This window comes from Natronotalea proteinilytica (genome assembly GCF_055379935.1).
Genome location: NZ_AP043947.1, coordinates 1,651,248 through 1,675,000, shown reverse-complemented (window position 1 = coordinate 1,675,000; position 23,753 = coordinate 1,651,248). Strand labels below are relative to the sequence as shown.

Below are 23,753 nucleotides of genomic sequence, written 5' to 3'. Positions count from 1 at the left end.
AGACGGCTATGAGTCCGCTCGTGTTGATTCTCGTCGTTTTTCTGGTTCTCGTAGTAATTGGAGGCGGTCTTGGCTACCGGCGCGGAAGCGGTGGGATTGCCGGAGTGGGCGGCCTCCTCGGGCTGGTGATCGTCGTCATTCTGATTATGTACCTGACTGGCAATCTGTAAAACACACGTCGAACAGCCTGCACCCCATTCATCGTATAATTGCGGTGAATGGTTTATGAATGTACTTGCGATGAGAAACCAAAGACTATATATTTTAATATCGTATATCGTCGATTAACGAAATTAAATGCGCTCAAGCCATGAATACCTCCAACGACGAGATCCGTGAAGCCGTGCGCGCTAAATACGGGTCGCTTGCCGAGGGTACCATCAGCGGATGCGGCACATCGTGCTGCGATTCCGATAGCGATATAACCGACATGATCGGCGATGCCTACGACACCGTTGACGGCTACGTGGCCGAGGCCGATCTCCAGCTCGGCTGCGGCGTACCGACCGAACACGCGGGGCTGCAACCCGGGCAGAGCGTCGTGGATCTGGGCTCGGGGGCCGGACTCGATGCGTTCGTGGCGCGCCGCATTGTGGGCGACACGGGACGCGTCATCGGCGTGGATTTTGCCCCTGAGATGGTCGCCAAAGCCACGGCAAACGCCGAGCAGCTCGGATTCGACAACGTATCGTTCCTCGAAGGCGATATCGAGGACATTCCGCTGGAGGCTGGAACCGCCGATGTGGTGCTCTCCAACTGCGTGCTGAATCTGGTGCCCGACAAAGCGCGTGCCTTCGCGGAGATCCACCGCATCCTAAAGCCCGGCGGCCACTTTACCGTGTCTGATATCGTATCGGAGGGGACGCTCCCGGATCCCATTCAGCGTTCGGCAGAACTGTATGCGGGATGCGTAGCCGGGGCGCTCGACGAAGCCGATTATCTCGCCCACATCACCAACGCCGGGTTCGACGACGTAGCCATGCATACGCGGCGTCGCATTGATATTCCGGACAAAGCCCTCCCCGATAATCTCTCGGAGACCGACCGCGCAGCGTTTGCCGAAAGCGGACTCTTCAGCATCACTGTGCAAGGCACAAAATCACCATCCACTCCCCGAATCCAAGAGCAACCCGATATGCCTGAACTCAACGTATACGATCCCCCCATGTGCTGCTCTACCGGCGTGTGCGGACCCGAAACCGACGATACGCTTGTGAACTTCTCCGGCGCCCTGCGCTGGCTGCGGCGCCACGGCGTAGAGGTCACGCGCTACAACCCGAGCACCACCCCCGAAGCGTTCATGGATACACAGATCGTGTACGACGCCCTCATGAGCGAAGGACAAGACGTGCTTCCACTCCTCATTCTGGACGGCGAGATCGTCCACAAGGGTGATTACCCTTCTAAGGAAGCGCTGACCCAACTTGTTGGCCTTACGCCTGCATGATCGCTCCTCTACAGACGCCCCGTTACGCGTCGCATCTCCCTGAACCTACTCCCCTGTGCTGATATGCTATCCTACCTAAACACCCCTACGCGTCATCTCTTCTTTACCGGCAAAGGCGGCGTAGGCAAAACGTCGCTGGCCTGTGCCTCTGCCGTGCATCTGGCTGATGCCGGACACAATGTGCTGCTCATTAGCACCGACCCGGCATCGAACCTGGAGCAGGTGCTCGAAGCGCCGGTAGGTCCCGACGTGGCCTCTGTAGACACCGTGCCGAATCTGTCGGCCATCAACATCGATCCGGAAGCGGCTGCCACGGCCTACCGCGAGCGCGTCATCGAACCCATGATGGGTGTGCTGCCCGACGAAACGGTCGCGCAGGTCGAGGAGCAGCTCTCCGGGGCCTGTACCACCGAGATTGCCGCGTTTGACAAGTTCACGCAGTTTCTGGCGGATTCGGAAGCCACGGCTCCGTACGATCATATCGTGTTCGACACCGCGCCCACCGGCCACACGCTGCGCCTCTTGGAGCTTCCAGCGGCGTGGAGCAACTTCATCGAGGATAATCCCGAAGGCGCGTCGTGCCTGGGTCCGGTGTCCGGGTTGGAGGCGCAGCAGGATCGCTACACCGAGGCGGTGGATGCCCTCAACGACGGCGACCGCACCACGCTGGTGCTCGTAGCGCGTCCGGAGCGCTCGGCCCTCAAAGAGGCGGCCCGCTCAAGCAGCGAGCTGCGCGACCTGGGCATTGCCAACCAGCAGCTGGTGGTGAACGGCGTCTTTCAGGCGCAGGACCCGAGCGATCCCCTGGCGGCTGCCATGCAGCAGCGTGCCGACGCCGCGTTCGACGCCATGCCCGACGCCCTCTCCGACCTTCCGCGCGACATCGTGCCGCTGAAAGGCCACAACCTGGTCGGACTGAATGCGCTGCGCACGCTGCTCGATGATGATGCAACGCCCGCAGCAACCACCGAAGGCCCTGAACGCGCCCCGAACGTCGACCTGCCAAACGTACACGACCTCGTAGGCGGATTTGCCGACGACGGGCACGGGCTCATCATGACCATGGGCAAAGGCGGTGTGGGCAAGACCACGATTGCCGCTGCGGTGGCGGTGGAGCTGGCCGAGCGGGGCGAAGACGTACTGCTGACCACGACCGACCCGGCGGCCCACATCCACGACGCGATTGGCGACAGCCTGCCCACCCTCACCGTCGAAGCGATCGATCCGAATGAAGCCACCGAGCAGTACCGCCAGCGTGTGCTGGAAACGAAGGGCAAGAACCTGGATCCGGAAGAGCGCGAGCTGCTCGAAGAAGATCTGCGCTCCCCCTGCACGCAAGAGGTCGCCGTTTTCCGCGCCTTCTCGCGGGTTGTGAGCAAAGCCAGGCGGCAGTTTGTGGTGGTGGATACGGCCCCGACTGGTCACACGCTGCTTCTACTGGATACGACCGGCTCCTATCACCGCGAAGTGCTGCGCACCTCAAACGTGGACGAGAGTCAGATCACCACGCCGCTGATGCGCCTGCAGGACCCGGAATACACGAAGATGCTGCTCGTAACGCTGCCGGAGACGACGCCGGTGCTGGAGGCGAAGCAGCTACAAGACGACCTGGAGCGCGCCGGTATCACGCCCTATGCATGGATTGTGAACCAGAGCCTCGCCGCTGCCGGTCCGACAGATCCGCTGCTCGTAGAGCGCGCCCATTCGGAGATGTCGCAGATCGAGACGGTGCAGAACGAGCATGCCGAACGCATCGCCCTGGCGCCATGGATGCCCAATGAGCCCACAGGCCCCGATCGTCTGCGCGACCTGGCCGCCGGACGCATCGGCGTGGCCACGGCCCACGCGTGACCTGACCAAATCGCCGCAGCATACGAATCACGTAGGGACACGGCGCACGGTGTCCCTACGTGTTTGGGTATTTCTCGGCGCCAGGTTTTGTTGAAACGCACCATTCGAATCATCTGACACATAGCACACACTATGCCTAACTACCAGTATCGCTGCACGAACTGCGAGCACGACTTTGTATTGAAAGCCACGATCGCCGAATACGACGATGGCCTTGATGCCACATGCCCGAAGTGCGACTCAGACGAGGTGCAGCGCCGCATCGGAGCCGTCATGATCTCCAGCGGTTCCTCCGGCGATGGCGCGCCGCGCTGCACGCCCGGCGGTGGATGCTGCTAACCTTCCATCCTGCTCTTCAATCTGAACAATGACTCTCATGGATGCACTTACCGAACGCTACGTAGCCATGTACACGCAGGGGCGCACGCGCCTCACCACATGGCTCGACGACATCGACGATGACGACCTGGCCAACCGCCTGCATGATGATGCAAACACGCTCGCGTGGACGCTACAGCACATCGGCGAAGTGGAACTCCTCTTTGCGAAGAACATCTTCGGGCGCGACATCGAGGTGAAAGCCCAGACTATCGGTCCAAATGCCGGAAAGCGACAGCAGTTTGGCTCGGCGGAGGACGTACGCGCGCTTCTGGAGCGCAGTGGACGCGAACTGCGGGATGTCATCGCTACGCAAGACGAGGAGGCCTGGACCCGTGAGGTGACGGCTGACTTTGGCACGCTACCGCTGCAGGAGGCACTCGCCCGCGTCATCACGCATACCGCCTACCACGCCGGGCAGGCGCACCTGACACTGAAGTACGGGGCAGCTTGATACCGTGTATGTGGGTCGCATCCGTTGCAACAAGACACGCGTGTGAAGATACAAGCAACACACGTATTTTTAGTCAGTCCCGATGAGCCTGATCATGCCCCAGCACGCCACCGAATCATTCAAGATGCGCCTTACACCGGAGCAGAAGGCGAAGATCAAACGCCTGGCCGAGCGCAAGGGGAGCACCCAGAAGGAGGCCGTGCTCGCCGCAGTCGAGCGCGAACTTGCCGCAGAGGCGGATAAGGACACGGATGCCATTGAGCCGCAACCGGGGTCGGTGTTAGAGCTTGCACAGGACCTATGCGGCTCTGTGGAAGGCCCCAGTGATCTCTCCACCAATCCTAAATACATGGAGGATTATGGCAAAGACTGAGGTGCTCATTGACACCGGTCCGCTTGTAGCCTTCTTTGATCGGCAGGATCAGCACCATGTCTGGACTAAGACGCAGATGGCCCACCTCACTACCCCCCTCTATGCATGTGAGGCCGTGCTCTCGGAAGCCTTCCACCTGCTGGAGCATGTGCCCCGAGGGACCCAACAGCTCATCCGTTTTCTCGAACGCGGTGCCGTAGCCGTGCCATTCTCCTACACCTCGCACGCCGGACACATCCACGAACTCATGGACACCTACGCCGACCAACCCATGTCCTTTGCCGATGCCTGCCTTGTACAAATGGCAGAGCATCGAGCAGACCCAACCATCTTTACGACTGATTCGGACTTCCAGGTGTATCGCGGCGCAAAGGGGAAACCGCTCAATGTACTCATTCCTGGCGTGTAGTGGTCTGGCAGAGGTCAATCTTCGAGTAACGCATGTGCCCCCCAACGTACCGAGAACAACTCACAATCTTGTCATTGCGAGCGCAGCGACGCAATCTCATGCTATCAAACCGGATGCAGCCGCCCAATCAACGGCATGAGATCGCACCCCAGGAGTACTTGGGCTACGCCCAGCGCCGCGTCAGTCGCAGGGCTCCCTCCTTGCGATGACAATTTCGGACCTTAACTTTCAGGTGTGACACAGCAGTAAGTACGTTCATATAACGTTTTTGGGTATGCGGCGATTTCGACCGGGACGCGCCGGCTGGCACTCATTCATACGGCGCCACACTGCACATAAGTGTTTTATCTATATGATGTTACGTCATCCCTCCCCCCTAAATCCCCCTCCTCTGAGGGGGACTTGTTGAACGTCTTCCACAGTTCCTTCCTCCTCGGGGAGGAAGGGTAGGATGGAGGGGAATCCGTCCGGCAATCCCCAAAACCATTGTTGAGGTCACTTAGTACTCCGTCACAGGTCAATCTTCGGGTTGCACCCCCCATTTAAATGTTGTCATCTTGAGCGGAGCGGCTCCGCCTAGGAGACGCAGAGTCCTGACACGAGCGAAGCGACTGATGAGCGTAGCGAATAAAGATCTCCCCCGAAATGAGCAGGGCCGCTCGATCGATCAGAACCTGCTGAGCGTCGGGGAGATGGTTCGGCTGCGCTCACCATGACAGATTTTTTGGAGGGGGTTGGGGCACAGAGTTTAGCACGGTTCCCGTACCCAAACAATCACGTGTGACAGAACAGTAGTGGTCTGGCAGAGGTCAAAGTTTGGGCTGTGCGGGGTCAGTGGTCAAGCTACGTTGTCAGGGGATATCCCGGCTCTGCGGCGCTGGGGCGCCTTGGTCGGGATGACTATGTGCGTTGGTAGTTCATGATTTACCCCATGATTCAGGTGCCTCTCGTTGCACAAGGCCGCGGACGAATTGCCAGATCGTGTAGGCAGCCAGCCGGGCGGTGCGGTGATCGGCATCGAAGCGGGGAATGTGCTCAACGATGTCCATAGAACGCACGTGTGGGCAGCGTCCAGCGCGATAGGCCGCATGCAACCATAGACGCGACGGCATCCCGTTTACAGCGGGCGCACTCACTCCCGGGGCCGCTCCCTGATCGACGGCATCCAAGTCGAACGTCACCATCTGCGGGGCGGAAACGGCGTCGTAGTGCGCGTTGATGCGAGCCGTTGTAAGGGCATCGTTCCACACAACAGTGGCATTGTGCCGTTGCACGTAGTCGAGGTGAGCGCGAGCGGTGCTGTGGGGCTGCAAGCCAAACACCGCATACCCCGTGCATCGTTCATCCGGGTGCGTAAGCGCCTGCCGAAAGGGGGATCCGGAGTGGGCCTGCCCATCGCGGAGCGGACGCACGTCGGGATGGGCATCCCAGTTTGTGATGCCTACCGACTGCTCGGCCTCCACATAGCCCAGAAAGTGGCCGAACGCAGTTTCATGGCCGCCGCCCAGGATGATCGGGATGCATCCTCGGCGAAGGTGCGGGGCCAGGCGACGCGCCAACGCCTGCTGATCGGCTTCCACATCGCCGGTGCACGAGACATTGCCCCCATCCACCATCTCTTCCCAGAAACGTGCCATCGCCGGAACGCGAGGATCAGCGGTCATACTGTACAAAGCATTACGAATCGCTGTAGGCGCTTCGGAGGCACCGGGGCGTCCGCCATTGCGCCGAACGCCTTCATCCGAAGGGAAGCCAATGAGCACGGCCCGAGCATGCTTCGGATCGGTCGTGCCGCGTTGGAGGAGATCGCGAATACGTGGATCGTCGGGCATAGTGTTGTATCAGAATGAAGGGGCGTGCAGATGAACGTGCACAATACGAACACACTACGACGCCACGCGCGTGCCGCCGATGTACGTGGCGATAGCGGCATTGGCGCGCAGGTGATACATCCAGTGGTTGACGGAGGGGGCGTCTACAAGCACGAAATCAGCGCGCTTGCCGGGGTCGAGCGAGCCAAGCGTGTCGAGGCACCCGATGGACTGGGCCGCATAGGCGGTGGTGCCTTTCAGCACCTCGGCAGGTGTCATGCGCTGCAGTGTACAGGCGAGCGTCATGGCAAACGGCAGATGGTAGCTGGGGGCGCTGCCCGGATTGAAATCGGTGGCGACCGCCACAGGCACACCGGCTTCAATGAGCGCACGCGCCGGAAGGGGGGATTCGTTCAGGTAGAGCGTAGCCAGCGGGAGGCTCACGGCCACCACATCGGCATCAGCCATCGCGGCAATGCTGGAGGCCGACACGTGCTCCAGATGATCGGCAGAGGCAGCGTCTAACTCGGCAGCCAGCGCTCCGCCGCCAGTGTCGCTCAACTGGTCGGCGTGCAGTTTGGGCTGCAGTCCATGGGCCCGCCCCGCCTCGCAGATGGTGCGCGCCTCGTCCGGCGTAAAAGCGCCCTGCTCCACAAACACATCACAAAATGCGGCCCAGTTGTTCTCCGCTACGGTGGGGATGAGCGTATCCGTGAGCAGCGCAATGTATTCTGCGCGGTCGTCCTCGTACTCTGGCGGAATGGTATGAGCGCCCAGAAATGTCGAAATCAGCGTCTGCGGGACGCGCTCGCGAAGCCGTTCGTACACGCGCAATGTTTTGGATTCGGCCTCTACATTCAGTCCGTAGCCCGACTTGCACTCAACGGTCGTTACGCCCAACTGGGCCATCTCGGAAAGGAACGCTTCGCAGCGTCTCAGCAGATCATCTTCGGAGGCTGCGCGCGTAGCCCGCATGGTGCTCAAAATGCCGCCGCCCTGTTCGGCAATATCGAGGTAAGGTACACCCCGAAGGCGCTGTGCGAACTCATCGGCCCGCCAGCCGCCAAACGCCAGGTGGGTATGCGCATCCACCAGACCCGGAATAACCAGCGCGCCCTCGGCATCGATCACAGGCTCGGTGGCCTGCTCTGGGGGACATTCAGCAGCCGGACCGACCCAGGTGATGGTATCGTCGGTCCAGGTGAGCGCTGCGTCGTGGATTTCGTGGAGCGCGTCTTGTCCGCCTGCAGGGGTACAGCGAGCAAGCGTGCCGATGTTGGTGAGTGTAGGCATAGAATGGACAGCGTGTGGAGTCAGGTGAGGGGGGCGCAGGTGGTGGCAACGGTGTCAAGCAGATTCGACGATTCGATGAACGACCGGGCGCGTTCCATGTCGGGTTCAAACATGTGATCTTTGGTGCGATGCGGAATGGCCGTGCGAATCTGTTTGTGCGCCGCCTCCACGCCACGTCCGGGACGCAGCGGCTTGCGGAAGTCCAGTGCCTGGGCGGCGGTAAGCAGTTCGATAGCAAGCACATGTTCGACGTTGTTGAGCACCTGCAGCGCCTGCACCGCGCCGACGCTTCCCATGCTCACGTGATCTTCCTGCCCCAGGCTGGTGGGAATAGAATCGACGGCGGCGGGGTGACACAGGCTTTTGTTCTCCGATACGAGGGCCGCGGCGGTATACTGCGGAATCATGAATCCGGAGTTGATGCCGGTGTCTTCCATAAGGAGTTTGGGGAGGCCGTCGTGCCCTTCCAGCAGCAGATACGTGCGGCGCTCTGAAATACTGGCCAGCTCGGCCAGCGCAATAGCCGTGTAATCAAGTGCTAGCGCCAGCGGTTGTCCGTGGAAGTTACCGGCGCTCACAATATCGCCATTCTCAAAGACCAGCGGGTTATCGGTGACACTGTTGATCTCGCGCTCGACAACTTCGGTGGCGTGGCGAAGCGCATCGCGACTGGCCCCATGCACCTGCGGCACGCATCGCAGACAGTACGGATCTTGCACCTTGCCGCAGTTGCGATGCGACTCCAGGATCTCGCTCTCTTGCAACAGCAACCGTACGTTCTGCGCTACGGCAATCTGTCCGGGATGCGGACGCACCTGCTGCACGCGTGCATCGAATGGTTTGATGCTTCCTTGCAGCGCCTCCAGGCTCATCGCAGCGATCAGATCTGCCATTTTGACGAGGCGGTGTGCAGCATGCAGAATGCGCGCCGCGTAGGCTCCCATCTGCTGCGTGCCGTTGATGAGCGCGAGGCCGTCTTTGGGCTGCAGGGCGATGGGATCGAGGTCGTGTTCATTGAGCACGTCGCGGGCCGGACGCGTATCAGTGCCGTCAGCGTTCCAGAAGGCGCCGTAGCCAAGGAGCGGAAGCGACAGGTGGGCCAGGGGCGCCAGATCGCCCGAAGCGCCCACGCTGCCCCGGCTGGGCACAGCAGGCACCAGGTCGTGCTCCGCAAAATCCAGCAACCGCTCAAAAGTGGGCATGGAGATGCCGGAATAGCCCATCCCCAGCGCGTGGATTTTTAGCTGTAACATCAGCCGGGTGATGGGCTTGGGGATGAGGTCGCCCACCCCCACGGCATGGCTCAACAGCAGATTACGTTGCAGCTGTTCAAGCTGGTCGGATTCGATTTGTTTTTGTGCCAGCGCGCCAAATCCGGTGTTGATGCCGTAGTGGGCGTCGTCTGTTTGCAACGCAGCCTCAACCCGCTCACGCGACGCGGTTACGTCGGGAGCCGTGGTGCGGAGCGCCGCAAGGCGATCGTTCAGATCACGGTGCAGGGTCGGAATGGAGACAGGATCGTCGGTCATGAACCGTTTGTATTTCAGATGGATGCAACAGCAGCGCCGTACAGTCGGGATTAGTCGTTTCGCTCGATCATGGGCAGATCGATGCCGCGTTCGTTGGCAGTTTCGATGGCGGTTTCGTAGCCGGCATCGGCATGCCGCATCACGCCCGATCCCGGATCGGCGGTAAGCACGCGCTCCAGGCGACGGGCGGCGTCTTCGGTGCCGTCGGCCACGCACACCATGCCGCTGTGGATGGAATATCCGATGCCCACCCCGCCGCCGTGATGAATGGACACCCAAGTGGCGCCACTGGCGGTATTGAGCAGCGCGTTCAGAAGCGGCCAGTCGGCAATGGCATCCGAGCCGTCTTTCATGTTTTCGGTCTCGCGGTTGGGCGAGGCCACTGATCCGGTATCCAGATGGTCGCGACCAATGACGAGTGGCGCATCCACCTTGCCTTGCTCCACGAGCCAGTTGAAGCGAGCACCCAACTCGGCCCGCTCGCCGTATTCGAGCCAGCAGATGCGTGCCGGGAGGCCCTGAAAGGCCACCTGTTCTTGCGCCTTGTGAATCCACCGGTGTAGCGCGTCGTTGTGCGGAAACGTATCCAGCACGGCCTGATCGGTAACAGCGATGTCGTTGGGATTGCCGGAGAGCGCCGCCCACCGAAATGGTCCGGAGCCGCGGCAGAAGAGCGGACGGATGAACGCCGGTACGAAGCCGGGCATGTCGAAGGCTTCGTCCATGCCCCGATGGTCGGCCACCTGTCCGCGCAGGTTGTTGCCATAGTCAAAAGCCACGGCGCCTTTCTCCTGCAGATCGAGCATGGCGCGCACGTGGGTCTGCATGGAATCGAGGACCGCCGTCTCGTAGCCCTCCGGGTCAGATTCGCGCAGAGTAGCCGCCTCTTCCAGCGCATATCCCGCTGGAATGTATCCGGTGCGCAGGTCATGGGCCGAGGTCTGGTCGGTCAAGACATCGGGCACCACGTCGCGACGCACCAGTTCGGGCAGCACCTCAGCGATATTGCCCACCAGCCCCACCGAGAGCGGTTCGCCCTCGGCTTTCGCCTGCAGCACCAGATCCAGCGCCTCATCCAGATCGGTGACCATGCGGTCGCAGTAGCCGGTGTCTACGCGTCGTTGGATGCGGGCCGGATCCACCTCGACGCCTAGGAAGGCGGCCCCGTTCATTGTGGCGGCCAGCGGCTGTGCGCCGCCCATCCCGCCAAGTCCAGCCGTTACAACGAGGCGCCCCGAAAGCGTGCCTCCAAAGTGCTGACGCGCACATTCAGCGAACGTCTCGAACGTGCCCTGCACGATGCCCTGCGTGCCAATGTAGATCCACGACCCGGCAGTCATTTGTCCGTACATGGTCAGCCCCATCGCATCCAGCCGACGGAATTCGTCCCATGTCGCCCAGCGCGGCACCAGATGCGCGTTGGCGATGAGCACGCGCGGGGCATCGGCATGCGTCTGGAAAACACCCACCGGCTTGCCACTCTGCACGAGAAGCGTTTCATCGCCTTCCAGCCGCTGTAACGTCTGCACAATGGCGTGATAGCAGTCCCAGTTACGCGCAGCCTTGCCAGCCCCGCCATACACGACCAGCTCATCCGGATTTTCAGCCACCTCCGGATCCAGGTTGTTCATCAGCATACGGAGCGCCGCCTCTTGCGGCCAGCCCTTGCAGTGCAGGTCGGTGCCGCGTGGCGCGCGAATGGAGGGCGTATCAGAAGAAACAGCCATAGACAGCGGGTCGTGTGGGTGGTTGGAAGCGCTTTTTTTGTAACGTACTGGCAATATACAGGGCAGACCGCGAAGCGTCAACGCCTGTGCATCGGTCGTGCGTGGTTTGTATGTTAAGTAGACTCGCAAAAGTATCTTTGATTATGTCATTGCGAGCGTAGCGACGCAATCTTGTGCTATCGAACTAGGCGGCACCGCCCAGGTCGAGGCATGAGATCGCACCCCAGGAGTACTCGTTCGCTAGCGCTCACAGCGCCACGTCAGTCGCAGAGCTCCTTCCTCGCGATGACAAGGTGTAAACATAGTTTTATTGAGCTACTTAACGCGGTGTGCAAGTTTTCCGTTATCTTTGTGGACGCCCATCCCCCTTTGTCGCTACGCGACATTTCCCCCTTCGCGAAGGGGGAAACACCGAACAGCGTAAGAGAATGGGGGAGGTCAGGACGGCGTATTCTGCTACAAGGCCATCAGCAACGAAAAAAAGGTAGTGGATAGACGCTAAATGATAAAGCAATTGAATGCAGCAGCTCTCTCTTCTTCGAACCCCCTCTCCCTACGGGTTTCTCCCCCTTGGCCAAGGGGGAGATGTCGGCAGACAGAGGGGGTTTGAGCAGATTGCGATGATGTAAACCACAGGCAATCATTTAACATTGAACCACTACCGTAAAAAAGAAACCTGCACATGCCGTTACTTAAGTGCAGGCGTACTGCATCGTTGTGTATAGCCCATTCCCCGAGCACGTCATGTCCACCCCGCCGGTTGAAGTCACCGAAGTACTGCGCTTTGTGCGCGAGACGCCGCCCTTTGATCTGTTGCCTGAAGAAGCACAGCGCACAGCGGCTCACCATATCGAAATTCGCTATGTGCCCAGCGGCACCGTAGTGCTGCCTCTTGGAGCCGATTCCGACACCCTCTATCTGATTCGCTCAGGCGCCGTCGAGCTGCACGACGAGTCCGACCGCTTGGTCGCACGCATGGATGTGCGCGACTTCTTCGGCTACCCGTCGCTTCTTACCGGATCTCCGGCCCAACGACGCGCCACCGCCATTGAGGATACGCTGCTGTACACCTTCTCGGCAGATGTCTTCGACACCCTGCGCAATGCCCACCCGGCGTTCGATCGGTTCTTCAACCGGGCCTATGCCGATCGGCTGCGCGATGCAGTGAAGCAAGAGCAAGGCAAGCAAACCCTCACCACTCCGGTGCATCGACTCATCACGCGCAAGCCCGTCACGATTCGCCCTGACGCCACCATCCGCGAAGCTGCCCAGCAGATGGCTCAGGCGCGGGTATCCTCGTTGATTGTCGAGCGGACCGACTCCAATTCAACGCTGGGCATCATCACCGACCGCGACCTGCGCACCCGTGTGCTGGCAGAGGGGCGCTCACCGGAGACACCGTGCTTGGGCATCATGACGAAGGACCCCATCACGATTGGGCCGGATGCCTACGCCTTCGAGGCGCTGCTGGAGATGAGTCGCCACAACGTGCACCACCTGCCCGTGATGGAAGGCGACACCGTGCGGGGCATGATTACCACCACCGACCTCATCCGCATGGAGGCCGACCATCCGGTGTATCTCGTGGGGGATGTGTGGAAGCAACACTCCGTTGAGGGGCTCGCCAGCGTGGCCGAGCGCCTCCCGCTGCTGATGGAACACCTGAGTGCCACCACGGCCCAGCCCTCCGATGTAAGCCGGGCTATCACCACCGTGGCGGATGCCATCACGAAGCGGCTCATCGAACTGGCATATGACGTCCTCGGACAGCCCCCGCTGCCGTTCGCCTGGATGGCGCTGGGCTCGCAGGCCCGCCACGAAATGTCGATCCACTCCGACCAAGACAACGCCCTGGTGATTTCCGATGAGTACGACCCTCTTCAGCACGGTCCGTACTTTGAGCAACTGGCCACCTTTGTGTGCGACGGCCTCGACGCCTGCGGATTCGTGCACTGCCCCGGCGACGTGATGGCCACAAACGACCGATGGCGGCAGCCCGTGTCTACGTGGCGCCGCTACTTTCGCGACTGGATGGACGAGCCGCATCCCAAAGCCTTGATGCATGCCAGCATCTTCTTCGACTGGCGTCCGGTAGCCGGAGCCGTGGAGTTGGGGCACGCCCTGCACCGCTACGTGCTCAACCGCGCGCCCGACCAGTCCATCTTTCTGGCCAGCCTCACCGTTAACGCCCTGGAGCACACCCCACCGCTCGGCTTTTTTCGGCAGTTTGTGCTGGAGCGCCACGGCGGCGAAACCAAAACGCTCGACCTGAAGCTGAACGGACTGGTGCCTATCATCGATCTGGCACGCATTCACACGCTGCAGCGGGGCCTGCCCGCGGTCAACACCCTGGAGCGCCTCGACGCGCTAGGCGCCAGCAGCACCTTTGCCGATTCGGATGCCGACAACCTGCACGACGCCTTTTCGTTTATCGCTTCGGTACGGATGCGCCACCAGGTGAATCAACTCAAGCGCGGCGACATACCCGACAACTACGTGGCTCCCGATGCGCTGTCTGACTTTGAGCAACGCCACCTGAAGGATGCGTTCAAGGTGGCCAGCCGCATGCAATCGGCCCTGGAGCGCCGCTACCAGACGCACTTTATTCGGTAATACCCTCCGGCGGTCCATCGTTCAATGCAGGCCTTGATTCAGGGGCTGCATGCTGAGTTTGAGGGGTTGGTTGGCACTCGCAGCATGGATCCTGAATCAAGTTCAGGACAGGCAAGCGAGCCTGCGAGCGCGATCCAGGATCCAGAACAGATAGCAGCCTTGAAAGCACGAAGCGCCCTAAATCGTGGCGTAGAGGTCATCCCACGTTGGATTTTCCGTCTCGATCAGTTCAATCTTCCAGGCACGTCGCCAAGCCTTGAGTTGCTTCTCGCGTTCAATCGCTGTCTGGATGTCATCGTACACTTCGTAATAGACCAACCGCGTTACCCCGTAGCGGGCAGTGAAGCCTCCTTCCACACCTTGCCGGTGCCGCCATACACGCTGTTTCAACGCGCTGGTGACGCCAATGTACAGCGTTCCGTTCCGGCGGCTGGCCAAGATGTACACGTATCCCGGACGCGGCATGGCTCAATGTGATTTGGAGGGTGGGTGCTGGACTTGGATGCTCGGTACCTCTTGCACAATGGATCCTGAATCAAGTTCAGGATGACGTGTCGGGAAGATGGTGCTGGGAGACGAAGCCCCCTTTCAACTCGAACGCCCCCCCTCGAACGTCATCCAGATCCTGAATCGAGTTCAGGACAGGCAAGCGAGCCTGCGAGCGCGATCCAGGATCCAGAACGGGCAGGCGCCCCACAAGCACATCAACAGGCTATCGAAGCAGGCCTTGGTTCGGATGGTTGGTGCTCAACGCGTACGCTTCGGCGCTCCCTCGCAGCATGGATCCTGAATCGAGTTCAGGACAGGCAAGCGAGCCTGCGAGCGCGATCCAGGATCCAGAACAGGCAGGTACCCCACAAGCACAGCAGCAGGCAGCAGCCCTGGCAAGCAGAGCAACAAAGTGTCGAAACAGGGCTAAATATCCCAAACAGATTGTTTAATACCAACCCCGCGTGCTTAGTTATGGTGTGCATGCCTGGAGATGTAAATGGATAAGCGAGAAAAACGTCCATCCTCACACGAGGCCAAAGGCCGACTGACGAAGTAAATCCGGGTCTTTGCCCTGAGTAACACCACAAGCCTGCAACCAGATTTGGTATAAGTTCAGCATAGCAACGTGTCTCTATGGCTCATTCGTTTGGTTTATCGCTGCGCCGCTGGTGGCATCGTCGGGGTCTGGCAGACTCTCCGCTGCGCGATGTCTTCAACGCCCCGCTCCCTGCGCTGGGTGATCCGGTGACCAAGGCGCGTTTTGTGGCGGTAGACCTGGAACTGACCGGCCTCGACCCGCAATCTGATCAGATCGTGTCGATGGGATGGGTGCCGGTAGAGAACGAGCGGGTGCGATTGCAACACGCCCAGCGGCACTACGTCGAGATCAGCGGCTCCGTTGCCGAAAGCGCGACCGTCCACGGCATTGTGGACAACACACTGAACGAAGCCATCCCCCTGCAGGAGGCTCTCGCTGCGTTACTTGAGACGCTCCCCACCTCCATCCTGATTGCCCACCACGCACCGGTCGAAACCCGCTTTTTGAATGCAGCGTGTCAGCGACTGTACGGGGCACCGCTGCTCATTCCGGTGGTAGACACGGTGGCACTGGGCCGCCGCCTGATGGAGCGCGGCAGCCGTTCGGCCTCCGACCATACCCTGCGGCTCCCTGCACTGCGTCAGCACTTCGGACTCCCCGCCTACCCGGCGCACGATGCCCTCACCGATGCGGTGGCTACCGCCGAACTGTTCCTCGCCCAGTGCGCTCACTTGCGCGGAGGGGGAACCCTGCATGTGCGCACGGTGCTGCGGGGGTAGGAATCCCAAAATGTATGCAACGACGCATAGCTTCACAAGTATGGGGAACCGTCCAATCCAAACCCTCCCGTCCGCTCTTCCAAACCTCCACACGTAACCATGCGCTTCCTCCACACCGCCGACTGGCACCTGGGCCGCCTGCTCCACAAAAAGCACCTCACCGAAGACCAGTCCGATGTGCTTGACCAGTTTGTTGCCGCCGCCCAGACGTACGAACCCGACGCCATCATCGTGGCGGGCGACATCTACGATCGCGCTGTACCGCCCTCTGACGCGGTAGATGTGCTCGACGAAACCCTCTCGCGGCTCGTCATCGACGCCGACCTGCCCGTCATCATGATTGCTGGCAACCACGACAGCCCCGACCGCCTCGACTTCGGCTCTAGTATCCTGCAGCGCCAGGGCCTGCATGTGCTGTGCCACCCGCGCACCGATCCGATTGTGTTGGAGGATGCGCACGGCCCTGTCTACATCGCCGGGCTGCCGTATGCCCAGCCGGCCTACGCTCGCGAAGCATTTGACCGCGACGCCCCCATTCGGTCGCACGAAGACGTGGTAGCTACCCAACTCGACCACCTGCGCCCCCAGATTCCCGATGCCGCACGCTCCATTGCCGTAGCCCACATCTTTGCGCAACGCGGCACCATTGGCGACTCCGAGCGCACGCTCGTGGGCGGTGCCGAACATGTACCCACCGAATTGTTCGACGGATTCGACTACGTGGCGCTGGGCCACCTGCACCAGCCGCAGCGCATCAACAGCGACCACATCCGCTATGCCGGATCGCCGATGAAGTACTCGTTCAGCGAGCACGCCCATGAAAAGTCGTTCTACGTAGTCGATATGGATGCGCACGGGACGTGCACCATCGAAACGGTGCCCTTTACGCCGCCCCGCGACCTGCGCTGCATCGAAGGCGACTTTCACGAGATGCTTGCGCAAGGCCACGATGATCCCAATGCCGACGACTACCTGAAAATCACCCTCACGAATCGCGGCCCCGTTACTGATGCGATGACTCGGCTCCGCGAGGTCTACCCCAATTGCCTGCAGATCGAGTTTCCACGCGTTGAAATCGACGACGAAGACGACCTGGTGCCCCCATCCGAAAACGCCTCTCCAACCGATGTTTTCCGCGAGTTCTACAGCTACGCCACCGGCCGCTCTTTCGACGAAGACGACGCCTCCATCCTTGAGGAGGCCCTCGAACGCGTCGACGCCAACCGCCGCAACGCGTAACCTCATCCGAGATCGCTTTTTGCCCACGCGCCGCTCCTACATACGATGACGCTTGAACGCCTCCAGTTTGAACAATTCGGTCCGTATGCTGCACCACAGACCATTGACTTTTCTGACTTTGCTGGATATCAGCTGTTTCTAATTCATGGCGCCACCGGCTCCGGAAAATCGTTTGTGCTCGACGCGATTTGCTACGCGCTCTACAGCGAATCGTCGGGTTCAGAACGGGATGCCACCGAGTTACGCAGTCACTACGCCACCAAAAACGACCCCACCGAAGTCACGCTCGACTTCCGCCTGGGCGGTAAGCTGTACCGCGTATGGCGACGCCCGCGGATGGAGCTTGCCAAGAAGCGAGGCAGCGGCACCACCACCCGCGGCCCCGATGCCGAGCTGTACGACCGCACCGACGCCGAACGCGGCGCGACCGGCACGCTTATCGCCGAGGGCAAGCGCGACGTTACTGCGCGCATCGAATCGCTGCTCGGCCTGCACGTCGACCAGTTTCGTCAGGTGGTGCTGCTACCCCAGGGCAAGTTTCGCGACTTCCTGTCTGCCGATTCCAAGGCGCGCGAGGACATCCTTAAGATGCTGTTCGAGACGCAACAGTATGCCGACCTCGAAGACGAACTCAAGACGATGCATGGTGAGGCCAAAGAAGAGACGCAGGCGCTTTTAACGGAGCGCGAGACAGTGCTTTCGCAACACGATGTCGATACGCTGGAGGCCCTCCGCCAAAAAGAGAAGGACTGCACGCAGACGCTTTCCGACAAAAAGGAGGCCCAGCAGCAAACCAGCGAGAAGCTCAAGCAGGCCAAAGAGGCCCTGCAGACTGCCCGCGACCAGCAGCAGCGACTGGATGCCGTGGAAGCGGCGAAGGAGCGTGTTGAGGCGCTTCGCAGCGAGCAAGAACAACAAACTGCTCGCAAACGGCGCGCAAAAGAGGCCGAGCAGGCGCAACGCATTGCCAGCGCCGATACGCTTTTGACGGATCGCGAGTCGTCAAAAAACGATGCGAGCAAGGCCCTTCAAGCCGCTCAAAAGGAGTTCGAGCAGGCAACAGAGCGTCTACAGAAGGCCGAGTCTAAGCTGAAGGCCGAGCACTCGCGCAGCGACAAACGCGACGCGATGGATGATCAGATTCGCACATTAAAAAGCGCACGGTCGGATGTGGAGGCTCGTGCCGAGGCGCAGGACGCCGCCACATCCGCCCAGAAAACGCTCAAAGCCGCCCAGGACGAGCAGGCGGCGCTGAACGACGAAATCGAACAGATTGCGGCTGACATCGAAAAGGCCGAATCAGCGATTGCCGAGCATCGCAAAGAAGCCCAGTCGGTTGATCAGCGCGACCGCAACGTATCCACATGGAAAGAGCGGCTGGAGCGTGCGCGCACCTTGCGCAAAACCAAAGAACAACGGCAAAAAGCCAGGCAGTCGCTTGAAGAAGCCCAGGCTCGGGTTGAGGAGCAGGCTGAGACGCGTGATGCCAACAAGGAGCAGGTGCGTGCGCTGGAGCAGGCGCGCGATGAGGGCTATGCCAGTGTGTTGGCCGCCCAGCTTACCGACGGCGAAGCCTGCCCCGTGTGCGGCTCCACCAGTCACCCTGCCCCCGCCGACGACGCCCACGACGTGCCCGATGCCGACGCCCTCGAATCGGCGCGGAGCGAACTCGATGCTGCCGAATCCACGCTGCAAACGCTCCAAAAGAAAGAAAGTGAGGCCCAGCGGGCGGTAGACAAGCACAGCAGCAAAATTGAGGCGCTACAGGATACGGATGCTGCGTTGACCGAGCACACCGTATCCGAGATTGAGGCGAAGCATCAGGAGGCCAAAGAGGCGCTGTCTTCTGCACAGACGGCTAAGAAAAACGTCGAAACGGCCTCCGAGCGCCTTGACGCGCTTACCGAGACGCTGACCGAGAAGGAGGAGGCGTTAGAGACGAAAAAAGAGGAAGTGCGCGCGGCCCAGAGCACCTACGAGCAGGCCACAGCTCGTGTGGAGGATCTTACCGAACGCGTGCCTGACGGTATCGAAACAGTGGAGGCGTTGGATGCAAAGCTATCCGATCTTGAGGAGAAGCTTTCTGCGATGAACAAGGCACTGGAGGAGGCGAAATCCGCCAAACAAGAGGCCGATAAGGCGCACGCTGCCGCGGAAAGCGCCCTCGCTACCAAACGCGAGGCGCTCGCAACGGCACAGCAAAAGTATGAAGATGCCCAGTCGAGCTTTCGAGAGGACCTGCACGAGCAGGGGTTCGAAGATCGCACGGCCTACGAAGCGTCCCGCATGGATACCGACGCGCTAGAAGACTTGCGCGATACGATTCAAGAGGTTGACAAGAAGTGGTCCACGGCGCAATCGAATCTGAAGGAAGCCAAAGCGAAGGCCGAGGGCATCAGCGATCCCGATGCGGAGGGTGCCAAAGCGCAGGTTGATGCGCTGGATGAACGCATCAACGAGCTGAGTCAAGAAATCGGCGCGCTGGAAAGCACGCAAGCCTCTCTTCGCACCGCGTTGGAACAGCTCTCCGAGCTCAAAGAAAAGACCGCCAAGGCCGAAGCGAAAGTGGAGCGGATTGGTCACTTGAGCCAGGTAGCACGCGGCACGGGCGCCAACGAGCGAAATATCAGTTTACAGCGCTACGTGCTGGCCGCCCGACTGAAGCATGTGTTGAAGGTAGCCAACCTCCATTTGGAACGAATGTCACAGGGGCAATATCATCTAAAGCGCGCTACCACGCTCGACGATGCGCGCCGCAGTGGCGGTCTGGACCTGCGCGTGCACGACGCCTACACCAACGAAGATCGCTCGGTCAACACGTTATCGGGAGGCGAGGGGTTCAACACCTCGCTGGCCCTGGCGCTGGGGCTTAGCGACGTGGTGCAACAACGCTCCGGCGGACGGCACTTGAATACGCTCTTTATCGACGAGGGCTTTGGTACGCTCGATCAGGAAACGCTTGACCGAGCGCTGAATGTGCTGTACGATGTGCAGGAGCAGCAGAGTAGCCGGTTGCTGGGGGTTATCTCTCACGTGACCGAACTGAAACGCCGTCTGCCGGCCCGCCTCACCGTACAGTCCGCCCAAGATGGAAGCCGGATCAAGGTGGAGACCTGAACAGGGTGTGCTGTCATAGGTGAATCTTGAAATGCGCACCCAGTGACGCGCCCCGAAAACCCGCGCCCCGAAAACCCGCGCCCAAGAATCTGATGGTATGGAGGATCTTTAGATTAGGCGGCAAGCGGGCCCCCGGGTCCGAACCCTCGAGAAAAAACACTCTTCGAGGCTGCCAATCTCACCATGACCTGCTGCCCACTCAATAGGGCTTGTGTGTCAGATGCGCAGTTCGTACTGTGTATGGGGTTCGCATCCAGATATCGGAGGATGTGGGGCACGGTAAGAGGCAGCATCTGCTACTGCTGTGTCACAGGTCAATGGTTGGGTAACGCATGGGTTGTGTCCCTAACGTACCGAGAAAAACGCCCCCCCTTTTCATTGCGAGCGCAGCGACGCAATCTCATGCTATCAGGCCGGATACAGCCGCCCAATCAACGGCATGAGATCGCACCCCAAGAGTACTCGTTCGCTACGCTCACAGCGCCGCGTCAGTCGCAGGGCTTCCTCCTCGCGATGACAAGTTTGGACCATACCATTTAGGTGCCACCCAGCACTACGGTTACTACCTCCCAGTTTTTCTTTCCCACCTTTGATCGTCCCCATGCGTACCTCCCTTATTGTTCTGTTTATCTTAGCCATTGGGGGGGCTCTGCCCGCTCTCGGCCAATTATCAGAGGTTGAGCGCTCGAACACAGAAGGCCTTTTCTTCAATGTGCATGCAAATGCACAGGGCATCTCGATTGAAGATAGCGATCCCGAAGGCGGCCTTGGGGGCGGCCTAAAAGTCGGATACGGCTTCACTTCCCTGTTTACGCTATACGGCGGCGTCGATGTGGCACAGATGGATGTAGAAAACGTACTGAATCCAGCCATCACGCAAGACACCTACACACTGGCCCATGTAGACCTGGGCGGACAGTTTAACTTTCGCTCGGGGCCCAACGCAACTGTGCCCTATATCGATGCAACGCTTACGGGCATTGCCGGGGTGTACAGTACCGATCCAGACATTTCATGGAGTGGCGTGGGGGGTAGCATCGGAGGCGGCATCAAGTACTTTTTCTCGCCGCAGTTCGCATTTGACACCGGCCTCCATATCACTATTGGAGAGGTCGATGAGTTGGAGGTGGATACCAGCACCATTGAGGTGGAGCAAACAGCCGCTACGGTGCGCATGAACGTGGGACTTGCGTGGTACCCCTTTCGGTAGTGGTCGGTGTCCCATGACCTGCCCGCTCTGGTCGGTGATCGCGCGGAATATACAATTTACTCTTGATCCTAGGCCACAAGCCGCTAAACACGTAACGAGCTTACCTACTGGCCTTGCGCGCCGGTGTGGCAATGTGATCTGATTCAGTTGAGTTGGGCGCGGGCCTGGTGCAGCGCGTCCGGGGGGCTGGGCTGGGCGCTTACCGCATAGGCGCGGATGGTAGCCTCATCTTCAACGAAAAGCGCCAGGACGGCATCATTGGGGTCGTACGACTGCAGTTGCGTGTCAATCCACTCAACCGGTAGCGTGTCGGACCGATTGGTGAGCCAGGCCCCATCGGCCTGGGCATATCCGATCGTGTGGGCTTCGAGTTGCACCGCTTCATCCACCGAAGGACGTTCCTGCACGACAACCAGTCCAATGCCCAGTCGCTGAAAGCCCATGTACGAGGCTGCAGCCAGATCGACCCAATGGTCGGCAATAAAATCATGATGCCCCGACTCAATGGCCGACTCTGGAACATGGGCAGGAGCGCGGACGGTGAACATCTGCGCGTCGTTGTCGATGAAGGTAGTCGTTCGAGAAGCCATAGCGGTTCAGAAGACAGAAAGAGAAAGCGACCAGGCCGCGAGGTAAAGCAAAAGCGGGCGAACTAGCGTCCGCCCGCCGCATCCGTCATGCCATACGCGAATCGCCCGGTTATGTGTTCAGGCGCTGCATAGGATAGGTGCTACGCCATGTTTTCGACGATGGCCCGACCAAACTCGCTGCACTTTAAGAGCGTGGCGTTCTCCATGTTGCGCTCAAAGTCGTACGTCACGCGCTTTTGCTTGATGGTGGTTTCGAGCCCTTCGATAATCAGGTCGGCGGCTTCGTTCCAGCCCATGTAGCGGAACATCATTTCACCGGAGAGGATGACCGAACTGGGGTTCACCTTGTCCATGCCCGCGTACTTCGGTGCGGTGCCATGCGTCGCTTCAAAGAGCGCAAGTCCGGTGTTGTAGTTGATGTTGGCGCCCGGAGCAATCCCAATACCGCCCACCTGCGCAGCCAGTGCGTCGGAGATGTAGTCGCCGTTCAGATTCATCGTCGCGATGATGTCGTACTCGGACGGACGCGTAAGAATCTGTTGCAGCATTGCGTCGGCAATCACATCCTTCACGATGATCTCGCGGCCATCGTCGAGTGTGATCACCTGCCATGGGCCGCCGTCGAGGTCTTCGGCCCCGTAGTCTTCTTTGGCCACCTCGTAGCCCCAGTCGCGGAAGGCGCCCTCGGTGAACTTCATGATGTTGCCCTTGTGCACAAGCGTGACGCTGTCGTAGCCGCGCTCAATGGCGTAGTCGATGGAGGAGCGCACCAGGCGCTTCGTGCCTTCTTCCGAGATCGGCTTCACGCCAATTGCCGTAGAGTCGGGGAAGCGGATGGTATCCGCCCCCATCTCTTCAATCAGGAACTTCTTAATCTTCTCGTTCTCAGGCGACCCTTCGCGATACTCAATCCCTGCGTAGATGTCCTCCGAGTTCTCCCGGAAGATCGTCATGTCAACCAGCTCCGGCTCGCTCACTGGCGAGGGGACCCCTTCGAAGTGGCGTACCGGACGCACACACGCAAACAGGTCGAGCTGCTGACGCAGCGCTACGTTCAGCGAGCGAATACCTCCACCGACGGGTGTGGTGAGCGGCCCCTTGATGGATACCAGATAGTTCTCAATCGCCTTGAGCGTATCGTCGGGCAACCATTCGTTGTACTCGTCTTGGGCTTTGCCGCCGGCAAAAATCTCCATCCATACGATTTCGCGGTCGCCATCGTAGGCGTGTTGCACGGCGCTATCGAACACGTTTTGTGCTGCCGCCCAGATATCGGGGCCAATACCGTCGCCTTCAATGAACGGAATAATGGGACGATCAGGAACGGTGAGTGTGTCGCCGTCTTTGCGAATGACCTCGCCTTCAGACGGCGGGGTGAGTTGGTCAAAGGATGCAGGCATATGAGATTGTGCCATTTAGTACGTGGAAAATAACGAGCACAGGGAATACAGCCCAGTCTAACGTAAGTTAGGAAAGCTGAGCCATCGTTACCGTTAGGATTCTGAAAATCCTGTGGGGGAACCGAGTCTGCCAACGGCTGCCTGCTGGGCTGTCTCACCTGTAACGTTGTAATGAGGAGCTACGGTTTATACACAACACAATCGGAGATGAGCCCCCTGTTTCCCCCCTACCTGTGTCCTCGTCGCGATGCTCTGCGTCGCGACGGGCGAATAGACGCTCTGCGTCCAACGTACCCCCCGAGGTAAAGAAACCAGGTGGCGAGTTGGGGACGCGGGAGCGTCCCAGCAGACATGGCGACGCGGAGGGGCCGTAGGTCATGCCGCTGGTGCATCGCCACAAAAGTGGAGATGGTGTCGCGTCCGCCCGTCATCCTGACGCCGCAGGCGGAAGCATCTCAACGCCAGCACCACACACTCGCCACCGACCGTACACGCAAAGCCCC

19 protein-coding genes are annotated in these 23,753 nt (G+C 60.1%); 12 read left to right on the top strand and 7 right to left on the bottom strand.

All coding sequences use genetic code 11. From position 1 onward, the window contains the following. The first annotated feature begins 8 nt into the window (after positions 1-8). The 7 genes from ACZ5AL_RS06800 to ACZ5AL_RS06770 all read left to right on the top strand — a co-directional run bounded on the left by ACZ5AL_RS06800 (position 9) and on the right by ACZ5AL_RS06770 (position 4,912). A complete protein-coding gene (locus ACZ5AL_RS06800; protein WP_464513062.1) occupies positions 9-170 on the top strand; it encodes a DUF3309 family protein in 162 nt (53 codons plus the stop codon). A gap of 140 nt (positions 171-310) precedes the next feature. Further along, positions 311-1,447 carry an arsenite efflux transporter metallochaperone ArsD gene (gene arsD, locus ACZ5AL_RS06795; RefSeq protein ID WP_464513061.1) on the top strand — a complete coding sequence of 379 codons (1,137 nt, stop codon included), beginning with the start codon at positions 311-313 and terminating at the stop codon, positions 1,445-1,447. A 63-nt stretch (positions 1,448-1,510) separates the two neighbouring features. Then, positions 1,511-3,298 (top strand): arsenical pump-driving ATPase, encoded by a 1,788-nt coding sequence (gene arsA, locus ACZ5AL_RS06790; protein ID WP_464513059.1) that lies wholly within the window; start codon positions 1,511-1,513, stop codon positions 3,296-3,298. Positions 3,299-3,430: 132 nt separating this feature from the next. Beyond that, complete coding sequence (locus ACZ5AL_RS06785) at positions 3,431-3,637, top strand: FmdB family zinc ribbon protein (protein ID WP_464513058.1); 207 nt, start codon at positions 3,431-3,433, stop codon at positions 3,635-3,637. Positions 3,638-3,674: 37 nt separating this feature from the next. Continuing rightward, entirely contained in the window at positions 3,675-4,130 is a 456-nt protein-coding gene (locus ACZ5AL_RS06780) for a DinB family protein (protein ID WP_464513057.1), read from the top strand. A 94-nt stretch (positions 4,131-4,224) separates the two neighbouring features. Then, entirely contained in the window at positions 4,225-4,503 is a 279-nt protein-coding gene (locus tag ACZ5AL_RS06775; protein WP_464513056.1) for a hypothetical protein, read from the top strand. Continuing rightward, positions 4,490-4,912 carry a type II toxin-antitoxin system VapC family toxin gene (locus ACZ5AL_RS06770; protein WP_464513054.1) on the top strand — a complete coding sequence of 141 codons (423 nt, stop codon included), beginning with the start codon at positions 4,490-4,492 and terminating at the stop codon, positions 4,910-4,912. Before ACZ5AL_RS06775 ends, ACZ5AL_RS06770 begins: the two co-directional genes overlap by 14 nt. A 917-nt stretch (positions 4,913-5,829) precedes the next feature. Here the strand turns inward: ACZ5AL_RS06770 and ACZ5AL_RS06765 are convergent. The 4 genes from ACZ5AL_RS06765 to hutU are packed head-to-tail and all read right to left on the bottom strand — an operon-like array spanning position 5,830 to position 11,272. Continuing rightward, the gene (locus ACZ5AL_RS06765) at positions 5,830-6,744 is read right to left on the bottom strand and encodes a formimidoylglutamase (RefSeq protein ID WP_464513053.1); all 915 of its coding nucleotides are present in this window, start codon (positions 6,742-6,744) and stop codon (positions 5,830-5,832) included. Between the two features lie 54 nt (positions 6,745-6,798). After that, positions 6,799-8,016 carry an imidazolonepropionase gene (hutI, locus tag ACZ5AL_RS06760; RefSeq protein ID WP_464513051.1) on the bottom strand — a complete coding sequence of 406 codons (1,218 nt, stop codon included), beginning with the start codon at positions 8,014-8,016 and terminating at the stop codon, positions 6,799-6,801. A gap of 20 nt (positions 8,017-8,036) precedes the next feature. Continuing rightward, a complete protein-coding gene (gene hutH, locus ACZ5AL_RS06755) occupies positions 8,037-9,545 on the bottom strand; it encodes a histidine ammonia-lyase (protein WP_464513050.1) in 1,509 nt (502 codons plus the stop codon). A gap of 50 nt (positions 9,546-9,595) precedes the next feature. Next, positions 9,596-11,272 carry a urocanate hydratase gene (gene hutU, locus ACZ5AL_RS06750; RefSeq protein ID WP_464513048.1) on the bottom strand — a complete coding sequence of 559 codons (1,677 nt, stop codon included), beginning with the start codon at positions 11,270-11,272 and terminating at the stop codon, positions 9,596-9,598. Between the two features lie 744 nt (positions 11,273-12,016). Between hutU and ACZ5AL_RS06745 the strand changes: the two genes are divergently transcribed. Further along, entirely contained in the window at positions 12,017-13,885 is a 1,869-nt protein-coding gene (locus ACZ5AL_RS06745) for a putative nucleotidyltransferase substrate binding domain-containing protein (RefSeq protein ID WP_464513047.1), read from the top strand. A 177-nt stretch (positions 13,886-14,062) separates the two neighbouring features. On the opposite strand, the gene ACZ5AL_RS06740 is transcribed toward ACZ5AL_RS06745, so the two are convergent. Continuing rightward, positions 14,063-14,350: a GIY-YIG nuclease family protein gene (locus ACZ5AL_RS06740; protein WP_464513045.1), complete on the bottom strand. Its 288-nt coding sequence runs from the start codon at positions 14,348-14,350 to the stop codon at positions 14,063-14,065. A gap of 660 nt (positions 14,351-15,010) precedes the next feature. Between ACZ5AL_RS06740 and ACZ5AL_RS06735 the strand changes: the two genes are divergently transcribed. From ACZ5AL_RS06735 to ACZ5AL_RS06720, 4 genes are all read left to right on the top strand, one after another. Beyond that, positions 15,011-15,694 carry an exonuclease domain-containing protein gene (locus tag ACZ5AL_RS06735; RefSeq protein ID WP_464513044.1) on the top strand — a complete coding sequence of 228 codons (684 nt, stop codon included), beginning with the start codon at positions 15,011-15,013 and terminating at the stop codon, positions 15,692-15,694. A gap of 99 nt (positions 15,695-15,793) precedes the next feature. Further along, positions 15,794-16,933 carry an exonuclease SbcCD subunit D gene (locus ACZ5AL_RS06730; protein WP_464513042.1) on the top strand — a complete coding sequence of 380 codons (1,140 nt, stop codon included), beginning with the start codon at positions 15,794-15,796 and terminating at the stop codon, positions 16,931-16,933. A 45-nt stretch (positions 16,934-16,978) separates the two neighbouring features. Further along, entirely contained in the window at positions 16,979-20,050 is a 3,072-nt protein-coding gene (locus ACZ5AL_RS06725; RefSeq protein ID WP_464513041.1) for an AAA family ATPase, read from the top strand. A gap of 601 nt (positions 20,051-20,651) precedes the next feature. After that, positions 20,652-21,260: an outer membrane beta-barrel protein gene (locus tag ACZ5AL_RS06720; RefSeq protein WP_464513039.1), complete on the top strand. Its 609-nt coding sequence runs from the start codon at positions 20,652-20,654 to the stop codon at positions 21,258-21,260. Between the two features lie 143 nt (positions 21,261-21,403). On the opposite strand, the gene ACZ5AL_RS06715 is transcribed toward ACZ5AL_RS06720, so the two are convergent. Then, positions 21,404-21,850, bottom strand: coding sequence for a hypothetical protein (locus ACZ5AL_RS06715; protein WP_464513037.1), 447 nt, complete (start codon positions 21,848-21,850; stop codon positions 21,404-21,406). 140 nt (positions 21,851-21,990) lie between these two features. Next, positions 21,991-23,250 (bottom strand): NADP-dependent isocitrate dehydrogenase, encoded by a 1,260-nt coding sequence (icd, locus tag ACZ5AL_RS06710; protein WP_464513036.1) that lies wholly within the window; start codon positions 23,248-23,250, stop codon positions 21,991-21,993. Between the last annotated feature and the right edge of the window lie 503 nt (positions 23,251-23,753).